Genomic DNA, 9496 nt, shown 5'->3' with positions numbered 1-9496 from the left:
AATGGTCCTCGGCGACCGCACCCCGGACGAGGCTATGCGAGACTGGGGCATAGCACTGCAATCCAGATGATTCGCAACCATCACTGGAAACCGCCCCGGGTCCAGCGGCCGGTTCTGCCACTCGGCCATCCCGTCCATGACCTTGTCGGTGATGGTCGAGATGGTCTGCTTGGACACGCTCGCGCCGTAGACCTCCGCCAGGTGGGCGGAGATGTCACCATGCGTCAGACCACGCGCGGACAGCGACAGAACCATCTCGTCGACGCCGGTCAGGCGCCGCTGCCGCTTCTTGACGATCTGCGGCTCGAAGCTGCCCTCTCGGTCACGCGGCACCGTGATCTGAACCGGGCCGACGTCGGTCAGCACGGTCTTGGACCGGGCCCCGTTACGGCTGTTGCCGCTGCCGGCACCGGCCGGGTCGTGCTTCTCGTAGCCGAGATGGTCCGTGATCTCGCCTTCCAGGGCGGACTCCAGCACGCGCTTGGTCAGCTGCTGCAGCAGCCCGCCCTCACCCGTCAGCTGCAGGCCGCTTGCGCGGGCCCGGTCGACCAACTGCCCGATCAACTGCTCGTCCAACACGTCCGCCGGCAACTCGGCCGGCCGGACCTCTTCAACCGCCTCGACAGAGACAGTCACGTCGCTCATCAGGTGCTCTTCCATGATCGGGAGTTACACCGAAGACCGTACAGACCCTGTGTATTGCGACCCGGCGTCCGAGTGATGGATCAACTCTCCTGGCTGAACGGGCTGTTGGTCGCGATCGCGTTGCCAGATGGCCATCTCCAGGGCGTCCAGGACGAAGACGGTCTCCTTCGCGGTGGCTGCGGACCAGCCGACGATCCGGCGGGAGAAGGTGTCCACGACGCACGCGACGTAGACGGTCGCGGACCAGGTCTTCACGCGGGTGAAGTCCGCCACCCAGCACCGGTGTGGCTCTCATCTCTCGGCACTTCCCCTCAAGCATCCAAGGGGACGCGGCGCAGCCTCCTCATCGGCTCAAGGGACGCGGCCTCGAAGGGGCACCGTCCCGAGACGACGGGAGAGGGCCCCGCGCCCAGCTGCGCACGCCTCACCGGCGAGTTCTTCGGTCTGGCGGCGTCCGAACGCTGACCTCTGATCGCGGATCTGGCCGCGTTCGGCCGGTGACGGGACCAGAGAGTTGAGCTCCTCCTTGGGCTTGCACTCGAAAACCGATCGGTTTACGGTGGGAAACCGATCGGTTTCTCATTCTGTGGAGGTAGTCATGACCGCTCTGAAGGGCGCCAACGTCTTCGTCACCGGCGGCAGCCGCGGCATCGCAAGGCCCTGGTGGAGGAGCTGTACGCACGCGGAGCCGGCAAGGTATACGCCACGGCCCGCGACCCGCGCACCGTGACGCATCCGGACGCGGTCCCGGTGGCGCTGGAGGTCACCGACCCGGTTTCCGTGGCGGCGGCCGCCGCGCAGGCGGGGGACGTCACGGTGCTGATCAACAACGCGGGTGCCTCGGTGGGTGCGTCGTTCCTCGGATCGCCGGTGGACGACGTACGCCGGGAGTTCGAGACCAACTTCTACGGCCCGCTGCTTCTCGCCCGGGCGTTCGTGCCGGTCATCGAGCGCAACGGCGGCGGCCACCTCCTCAACGTGCACTCCGCCCTGTCCTGGATCGCGCTCGGCGGCTCCTACAGCGCCTCAAAGGCCGCCCTGTGGTCGCAGACCAACTCCCTGCGCCTGGAACTCGAGCCGCGCGGCATCGCGGTGACCGGACTGCACGTCGGCTACGTCGACACGGACCTGACGGCAGGCGTCGACGCACCCAAGTGCGACCCCCGTGACGTGGCTGCGCTCGCCCTCGACGGCATCGAGGCGGGCGCGTACGAGGTCCTCGCCGACGACATATCGCGGCAGGTCAAGGCGGGCCTGGCTGGCGACCTGGCCGGACTGTACCCCCAGCTGGCCAAGTAGGCCGCGGACCACAGCAAGAGCCGACATCGCGCGCCACCCGCGTCACGGCTCTCGCTGCGCCACTGCACCCACATCACCTATCCGCACGCATCGGCAGTTCACGCACAGAAGGACGGCGACATGCCCACCCAAGACCCCCGCCCCACGATCCACATTCCGGGGACCACCAGCCACACCATCCCCCCGCGCGCAGGAGGCCGCAGCCGCGAGGGAACCCTGCGCTACCTCAAGGCGGGTACCGGCGCCCCCGTCGTCCTGCTGCACACTCTGCGGACGCAGGCCGAGCACTTCCGCTTCCTCATCCCGATGCTGTCGCATCAGTACACCGTGTACGCCCTGGACCTGCCCGGGATGGGCTACTCCGAGATCGTGCCCGGGGCGTCCTACGAGGAGCCGGCGCTGCGCGCGGGCGTCGAGCGGCTCCTGACCGAACTCGACCTGCACGACGTGACGTTGGTGGGGGAGTCCCTGGGGGGCGTGCTCGCCCTGACCGCCGCGGCCGATCTGCCGGAGCGGGTACGGCGCGTCGTCTCGGTGAACCCGTACGACTACCCCGACGGAACGTTCTGTCACCCTCGGGTCACTGGATGCGGCACAACCCGCGCTCCTCCCGGCGGGCGGTTCGTCAGCCGGTCGCCGCGGCAGCACTAGCCGCCCTCCCCATGTGGCGGCGATCAAGCCGAATGCCTATGGCCAACCTGGTTGGCTCGCTGTGCCGGCCCTCCATCATCCTGCCGATCCTCGCCGAAAAGCCCATACGCCGGGGTCCTCCGGCGACGTCGGCGCCCTGGTGCGCTCCGCTGCTACTTCCCCGCGCAGCCTTTTCCAACGGCATCGCTGTGGCCGGACCGGACGGGAGCTACGACGGGCGGTCCTGCCTGGTGCGACCTTGTTGCACGAGCCTCTCTGGTCGGAGAGCTGTGCGGTAGTCGCTCTATGGCCAGGGGCCGTGCGGGGCCGCCGGTGTATCGCTTGGTGGGAGACCGTGCCTTCGCGCTGGCCCACTGTCAAGATCCGGGCGCTCGGGCACTTGCAGCCTTGAAACCGATCGGTGTAATTTGATGGAAACTGATCGGTTTCCAGGGTCGTTAAGGCATACAGAGACCAGCTTCTACACGCGCCGGCCAGCGGGCTCTGGCTGCATTCGCACTCAACCTCGGAGTCAGGAACCATGTCTTCTCACGTCACATCCACCATCTTCGTCATAGGCGGCACAGGGGCCCAGGGGATCCCCATTGTTCGTGCTCTCGTCGCCGACAAGAAGTACTCCGTCCGGGTCCTCACTCGGGATGCCACCTCCACCCGGGCCCAGGAACTCCTCGCGCTCGGCAACGTCTCCATCCTCGAAGGCTCGTTCGCCGACGAGGACGTACTGCGCGAAGGATTTCGCGGCTCTGACGGGGCATTCATCAATATCGACGGGTTCAACACCGGCGAGAAGACCGAGACGTACTGGGCCTTTCGCAGTTACGAGATAGCGATCGAAGAAGGAATCAAGTTCTTCGTCTACGGAAACCTCGACTACGCTCTCAAGAAGTCCGGCTACGATTCCAGGTTCCGCACCGGCCACTACGACGGCAAGGGTCGCATGGCCGAATGGGTGTTGTTCCAGAACGAAAAGAACAGCGACCGGATGGGAGCTGCGGTCTTCACGTCAGGCCCCTACATCGAAATGGTGATCTCGCCGCTCACGCCCATGACGCCCAGCGTCGAGGACGGGGTCGTCACGTGGCGAGTGCCGCTCGGCGCGGGAGCCGTTCCGCACGTCGCTCTCGATGACTGCGGATTCTATGTCCGTTGGCTCTTCGACAATCCGGAGCGGGCCAACGGCATGGACCTCGAAGTCGCCATCGAGCACATGACCTACACCGATATGGCTGCGGCTTTCGAGAAGGTGACCGGGCATCCGGCGCAGTACATCGACACCGATCTGGACACCTATTGGAACAGTCCGGATCTGAGGGGGATCGCTGACCACCCTGCCGGATACAACGCTGATCCCAACGACAAGAGCACCATGAGCTTCCGGGACAACTTCACGGGCTTCTGGAATATATGGAAGCACAGAATCATCACTAGGGACTACGCACTGCTCGACGAAATCCACCCCAACAGGATCAGGAGCGCGGAGGAGTGGTTCCGTCGCGAAGACCAGCTGGGAAGGGAACTCGGCAAGGGAAGCCTCTGGGAGAGGGTCCAGCCGGAGAACTGGACCATGGAATCCGCGGTCCTCAAGAGCAGCGCGGATTTCAGGACGGGCAAGCTGTAGACAGGCCACTGCATGCCTGCGATCAGTACGGCCAACACCGCGAGATGGTGCGCTCGGTCGTGGGCATGCACGGCCGCTCCAGCCCGAGGGAGGCTTCAAGATTCGTCAGAAGCATCGTGGCGGTTGTCGAGGACGTCGGGGGTGCGTGCTGGACCACACTCTGGTCCAGCGGGATGCGTCCCATGCTGATGTCGTGCATGGGTGATGTCTGATCGACGATGCCGAGAGCGATACCGAACCGTGGGCGGCCGGGCGGCTGCACACTCACCGCAACACCGTGCTGCAGCGCGTCGCTCGCGCCGAATCCCTGCTCGGCTACCGGCTCGCCGAGCGTCCGCTCGCCGTGTCTCTGGCCCTCGAACTCCTGCACCGCCTCGGGCGGTGGCCGCAGCGACGGGAGCGGCGAAGAATGTCCAGGCGTGCGCCCTTTTCCAGAGCGTGAGATCTCGAGCAGGGCGGGGACGCCCGTCTCCTGGCAGGCTGCGATGTAGGCGGTGGCGTCGGCTCGCCAGTCGCTGCCGTCCTTGCCGTCGAAGTCGCACGCCAACAGGCGGCAGGTGTCGTCGGCCAGCAGCGGATACAGCCCGATATGCAGCTCGCTGCGCCCTTGCAGGGCCGGATCGAGATGGCGGTAGATGGCCTCGTCGGTCAGCGGCCAGAAGACCCGGTCCTCATCGGCCTTGTGTCGAACGGGTTGTCCTCGGCCGGGCTCCAGCCGGTCCTGCCGGACTTGGCGCTGACCCACCGCTTGGCGTACACGTCCTCGCGGCCTGCGAACAGGACCCTGAACAGGACGATCTTCGCCTCGGCGCTGGAGGAGGCGTCCGCATAGGGCAGTCCGCCGGGCCTGGCTGGTGGCGGTGCCGGGACGGGCTCGGGAACAGGCGGCATGCCGACAGGTACGGTTTGGGTGTCTCGGCTCAGGAGGCTGCACAGCCGGGTGTTGTCGGCTCTCAGCCGGGCGATCTCCTCGCGCAGCTCTGCGTTCTCCTCCAGCACCACTTCGAGACGGATGCGCAACTCGTCGGAATCGAGGTATTCGGAGCATTGATTCATTTTCATCCTGAATTCGCAGGCCGGGCCGCTGGTGTGGGTGGAGAGTGGTGTGCTCGTGCTGCTCCGAGGGCTGATCGGTAGCAGGGGATCGTCTGCCACGGGGGGCTTCCCGGGTTCCTGGCCGGTTTGCCGGGGTGCCTCGTAGCCTCCGCGGCAGGAGGGAGGCACAGGGTGGACGTGCTGACATGGACGATCGAGCGGCGGATGCAGCTGGCCGAGCGGGCCGAAGTGCTGCGCAGGGAACTGGCGGAAACCGACGCCGAGCTGGCCCGGCTGGAAGCCGCCGAGGTGGTGTTCGGGCAGGGGGCCGAGGCGACGGACGGCGGACGGCAGTCGTCGCCGACCGTGGAGCCCGGGCCGGATCCGGAGCGGGTGGTGGCGACACCCGGGGCGGCCGGGATGCGGCTGATCCCGGACCGCGAAGAGGGCATGGGGACAGAGGCGCTCACGCCGGAGTACCGGCGGATCATGGAGATCGTGACGACTGCGCCAGGGCCCGTGAAGGCCAAGGACGTCGCGCTTGCGCTGGGCCGGGAGAACACCCCGGGCAAGGTCGAGCCGGTCCGCGGCCAGTTGCGCAAGCTGCCGGACCGGGGCTGGCTGACCCGGACGGGCTCCGGACGCTATCTGCCGCGCTGACCACCGGCGGCGGTTCGGCCGGTTCGGGCCGTAACACGAGGGCCCCCGGCGGGAGTTGGCGCCTGTGTGAAGAGGCAGCCGCCCGCCGAGGGCTCTCCCGGTGTTGTCTACCAGGTCCGGCTTCCCGTGTCGAAGCGGACCGTCGATCTCGTCGCCGGCCTGATACGCCGCAGGCGCAAGCAGCTGGGCACCCGCTGGCGCAAGGCCGCTCCCGGCACCCAGGCGATCGTCGTGCTCGCCGTCCTGCGCCACGACCAGCGCCTGGCCGACATGGCTGGCGGCAACAACGTATCGGCCGCCACCGTGCGCCGTTGGGTCCTGGAGGTGATCGGTCTGCTGTCCGCCCGGGCCCCGCGCCTGGACCGTGCTCTGAAGAAGATCGCCAGGCGGGGCGGGGTGGTGGTCCTGCTGGACGGCACCTTGGTCCGCACCCGGCGCCGCACCGGGACAGCCAACCGCAAGAACTACAGCGGGAAACATAAGGCCCACGGCCTGCTCTTCCTCGCCCTCACCGACGAAAGGGCAACCTGATCTGGATCTCCTCGGCTCGCCCAGGACGGGCCAGCGAGATCACCGCCGCCCGCCATGACAAGATCACCGCACATCTGCGCGAGGCTGGCCTCGGGGCCCTGACCGACCTCGGCTTCGTCGGCCTGGACGACCACCCCGACGACGATCCAAGGTCCGCATGAACACCCGTCACGCCACCATCCTGCTGCGGGCACTGCTCGTCCTGGCGAACTCCGAAGTCCAACGCTGACGGACGATCTCCCGCTGACGATCACGACGACGGCCAGCACGAGCACTCCGTCACGGACTCACACCAGTACCGCGACCTGCGACTTCAGGATGAAACGATCTCACTGGGATAGCAGCCTGCCCGCAGCCCTGGAGCGATCGAACCGAACCGGTGCACGTAGCGTCACACCCAGGGTGACCGCAGTGGACGCAGGCACAGAGATGCTGCTCAACTGACCGGGCAACGGGCTTCCTTGGTCGTGCTGGTGTCGTAACCACGTCACTACCAAGGGGCCCGTTCTTTCATGCCCGCGGCCGCACCCGCACCTCTGTCCAGATGATCACCGCGCCACGCACCTCGAACGATATCCGGTTAGCCACAACGCACCGAGATCTGTATGGGCTCGTCATGTGAGCGAGCAAGACCGTACGGACCTGGATCCCAGGGCGGTCAGTCGCTCTGGGCCCCCTCGGGCAGTTGACGCAGCTTCATGGTGCTCGCTGCGTCGGACTGGAAGGCCATGTCCAGCAGGTTGGCTGCGCTGACGAAACGGTTGGGGTCGTTGAGCAAGACTCCGATGACCGTGCGGCCCTCACGTGTAGCGGCGAAGACCAGGCAGGGGCCTGCCGGGGTGCTGGTGCCGGTCTTGATGCCGATGGCTCCGGGATAGGAGCCGAGAAGCTGGTTGGTGTTGATCCAGGTGTAGGTGCGGCCGTTGGTTGCGCTCTGTTCGGTGCTCTGCTTCTTGACGATGTCGGTGATGGTGGTGTTGGCCATGGCGTGCCGGGCGAGCTTGGTCAGGTCGCGCGGTGTGGTCTTGTCGTCCGGGGAGAGGCCGTCGAAGGTGGCGTATGTAGTCTTCGTCATGCCCAGCGAGGCGGCTTTGGCGTTCATCGCGGTAATGAACGACTTCGTGCGAGCGTCGATGGTGTCGCCGGTGCCGAACGTGTCAGCGAGCGCGAACGCGGCATCGCAGCCCGAGGGCAGCAGCATAGCGTGCAGCAGCTGGAGGACGGTCAGGGTGTCGCCGGTCTTCAGATCCGCCGTGCTGGCATCGTTGTCGGTGACATGGTCACGGTATTCCTGTTTGACGCTGACCTGGCGGTCGAGATCCAGGCCAGGGGTCTCTAACACCACGACAGCCGTCATGATCTTCGTTGTGCTGGCTTGGGGACGGGGGGTGTCCGCGGCTTTGGTCCACAGTGCTTTTCCGTTGGCGTCGTCGGCGACGAAGGCGCCCTGGGCGGTGATCTCCTGGGACAGGGCAGCTGATGTCTTCGCCTTCAGGGCGGAGGCGGACACGGCCGGCCTGGCCGCCGAAATCGCATTCGGACTTGCGCTGGCGGTGGGCAGGATGATCGCGGCTGCGGAGACTGCGGCTACCGCGGACGCAGCGAGGATGCCAGTCTTCTTGGTGACACGTCGGTGGCTCAACTTACTGACCTAACGTGGGGGCATGGCTCGTGAACGGCCAGCCAGGTGGCAGTGCTTGCGGTGAAGCCGCAAGCATCGTGTGGGTCTTGGGACGCCGAGACGGGGATCTGCCACTCCTACCGCACGATCCCCACAAGTCCCACCACTGATACGGATCTCCCCGGCGGAATATTCATACGAATCAACGTCAAGTGCTCGTTCACCGACGCGGCGAACTCCCTTTGATCCGCCCGCAGGTTGAGCTTGTTCCGCTTTGACGGACACCATCGGTGTGGTGGTCAGGCTGCGAGTGCGGCCTCGTAGTCGGCGGGGCTGCGGTAGTGGAGGCTGCTGTGGAGTCGGTGCAAGTTGTACCAGCTTTCGTTCCACTCAAAGATCGCGGTGTGGGCGGCGGACCTGCTCGGCCAGGGCTGGGTGCCGATCAGCTCGTTCTTCAAGGTGGCGAAGAACGACTCGGCTAGCGCGTTGTCCCAGCACTGGCCGGTGCGGCCAACGGATAGCCGGACACCCAGCTGGTCTGCGACCAGGGCGAGTTGACGGCTGGTGCATTGGCAGCCGCGGTCGGAGTGGAAGATCACGGAACCTGCGGGGCGGCGCTGGTGGCAGGCGGCTCGCAAGGCGTCGGCGACCAGTTCGGTGCGCAGGTGGTTGGCGGTGGCCCAGCCGACCACCCGTCGGGATGCGATGTCGATGACGGTGGCCGGTACTCCAGTCGCACTTCGTGATCTGACGGGCGACGGGCGAGGCGAGGGCGCCAGGGCATGGGCGAGGCCACCTGTTGATCATGGTGTTGTGACCAACGAGATCCTCAGGCGGCCTCTGTCGTCAGCATAGATCCCTCGCTGTTCCAGGAGAAGTTCGACGAGCTCTCCGCCGAGCTGGCTGCGCTGTTCGTCCGCCGCGAGCCTCGGGCACACGCCTGCGCGTACCTGCGCGGTCTTCTGGCCGACCTGCCACGCAAGAACTGCTGGACCATGGCCGAGCACGCCGGGAAGGCACGGGCGTTCGGGATGCAGCGCCTGCTCTACCAGGCCGCCTGGGACGAGGACGGCGCCCGCGACGCGGTGCGGGACTTCGCCGTACGCCACCTGGCCGCGCCCGGCGCGGTGCTGGTCTTCGACGAGACCGGCCAGGAGAAGAAGGGCACCACCACCGCCGGGGTCGGACGCCAGTACACCGGCACGACCGGGCAGGTCAGCAATGCCGTGGTCGCCGTGTACCGCACCTACGCCAGCTCGCTCGGCCACTGCCTGATCGACGGCGACCTGTACGTCCAGGGACACTGGGCCAAGGACCCCGGCCGGTGCGAACAGGCCGGACTGGGAAGGGACTTCGTCTTCCGCACCAAGACCGCGATCGCCCTGGAGCAGGCCAGGCGCACGCTCGCGGCCGGCGTCGAAGTCGACTGGGCGGCC

10 protein-coding genes and 2 pseudogenes are annotated in these 9496 nt (G+C 66.8%); 7 read left to right on the top strand and 5 right to left on the bottom strand.

Going from position 1 to position 9496, the window contains the following annotated elements:
- Both ABZ453_RS49170 and ABZ453_RS49165 read right to left on the bottom strand, forming a co-directional pair.
- Positions 1 to 645, bottom strand: a 645-nt coding sequence (locus ABZ453_RS49170) for a transposase (protein WP_359026332.1), incomplete at its 3' end; no start/stop codon positions are given.
- Positions 646 to 669: 24 nt separating this feature from the next.
- Positions 670 to 924: pseudogene (locus ABZ453_RS49165) on the bottom strand (DDE-type integrase/transposase/recombinase); the annotation flags it as partial.
- A 319-nt stretch (positions 925 to 1243) separates the two neighbouring features.
- Between ABZ453_RS49165 and ABZ453_RS49160 the strand changes: the two are divergent.
- From ABZ453_RS49160 to ABZ453_RS49145, 4 genes and pseudogenes are all read left to right on the top strand, one after another.
- A pseudogene (locus tag ABZ453_RS49160) lies at positions 1244 to 1944 on the top strand (SDR family oxidoreductase).
- Between the two features lie 120 nt (positions 1945 to 2064).
- Positions 2065 to 2595: an alpha/beta fold hydrolase gene (locus ABZ453_RS49155; protein WP_359026324.1), complete on the top strand. Its 531-nt coding sequence runs from the start codon at positions 2065 to 2067 to the stop codon at positions 2593 to 2595.
- Between the two features lie 520 nt (positions 2596 to 3115).
- Entirely contained in the window at positions 3116 to 4213 is a 1098-nt protein-coding gene (locus ABZ453_RS49150; protein ID WP_359026322.1) for an NmrA family NAD(P)-binding protein, read from the top strand.
- Positions 4214 to 4490: 277 nt separating this feature from the next.
- A complete protein-coding gene (locus ABZ453_RS49145) occupies positions 4491 to 4655 on the top strand; it encodes a hypothetical protein (protein ID WP_359026321.1) in 165 nt (54 codons plus the stop codon).
- Between the two features lie 206 nt (positions 4656 to 4861).
- Here ABZ453_RS49145 and ABZ453_RS49140 read toward each other — a convergent pair whose 3' ends face one another.
- Positions 4862 to 5269, bottom strand: a complete 408-nt coding sequence (locus ABZ453_RS49140) for a hypothetical protein (RefSeq protein WP_359026319.1) — start codon at positions 5267 to 5269, stop codon at positions 4862 to 4864.
- A gap of 171 nt (positions 5270 to 5440) precedes the next feature.
- On the opposite strand from ABZ453_RS49140, the gene ABZ453_RS49135 reads away from it, so the two are divergent.
- Positions 5441 to 5908 carry a hypothetical protein gene (locus tag ABZ453_RS49135; RefSeq protein ID WP_359026317.1) on the top strand — a complete coding sequence of 156 codons (468 nt, stop codon included), beginning with the start codon at positions 5441 to 5443 and terminating at the stop codon, positions 5906 to 5908.
- 66 nt (positions 5909 to 5974) lie between these two features.
- Positions 5975 to 6439, top strand: a complete 465-nt coding sequence (locus tag ABZ453_RS49130; RefSeq protein ID WP_359026315.1) for a hypothetical protein — start codon at positions 5975 to 5977, stop codon at positions 6437 to 6439.
- A 658-nt stretch (positions 6440 to 7097) separates the two neighbouring features.
- Here the strand turns inward: ABZ453_RS49130 and ABZ453_RS49125 are convergent.
- Positions 7098 to 7970 carry a serine hydrolase gene (locus tag ABZ453_RS49125; protein ID WP_359026330.1) on the bottom strand — a complete coding sequence of 291 codons (873 nt, stop codon included), beginning with the start codon at positions 7968 to 7970 and terminating at the stop codon, positions 7098 to 7100.
- Positions 7971 to 8359: 389 nt separating this feature from the next.
- Positions 8360 to 8773 carry an IS3 family transposase gene (locus ABZ453_RS49120; protein WP_359026328.1) on the bottom strand — a complete coding sequence of 138 codons (414 nt, stop codon included), beginning with the start codon at positions 8771 to 8773 and terminating at the stop codon, positions 8360 to 8362.
- A 138-nt stretch (positions 8774 to 8911) separates the two neighbouring features.
- On the opposite strand from ABZ453_RS49120, the gene ABZ453_RS49115 reads away from it, so the two are divergent.
- Positions 8912 to 9496: transposase (locus ABZ453_RS49115; RefSeq protein WP_359026326.1), on the top strand; the 585-nt coding region annotated here is incomplete at its 3' end.

Source organism: Streptomyces sp. NPDC005799 (assembly GCF_040630525.1).
GTDB classification, from domain to species: Bacteria; Actinomycetota; Actinomycetes; order Streptomycetales; family Streptomycetaceae; genus Streptomyces; species Streptomyces griseorubiginosus_B.
Note: the sequence above shows the minus strand (reverse complement) of the source record. Positions and strands in the feature narration are given on the sequence as shown.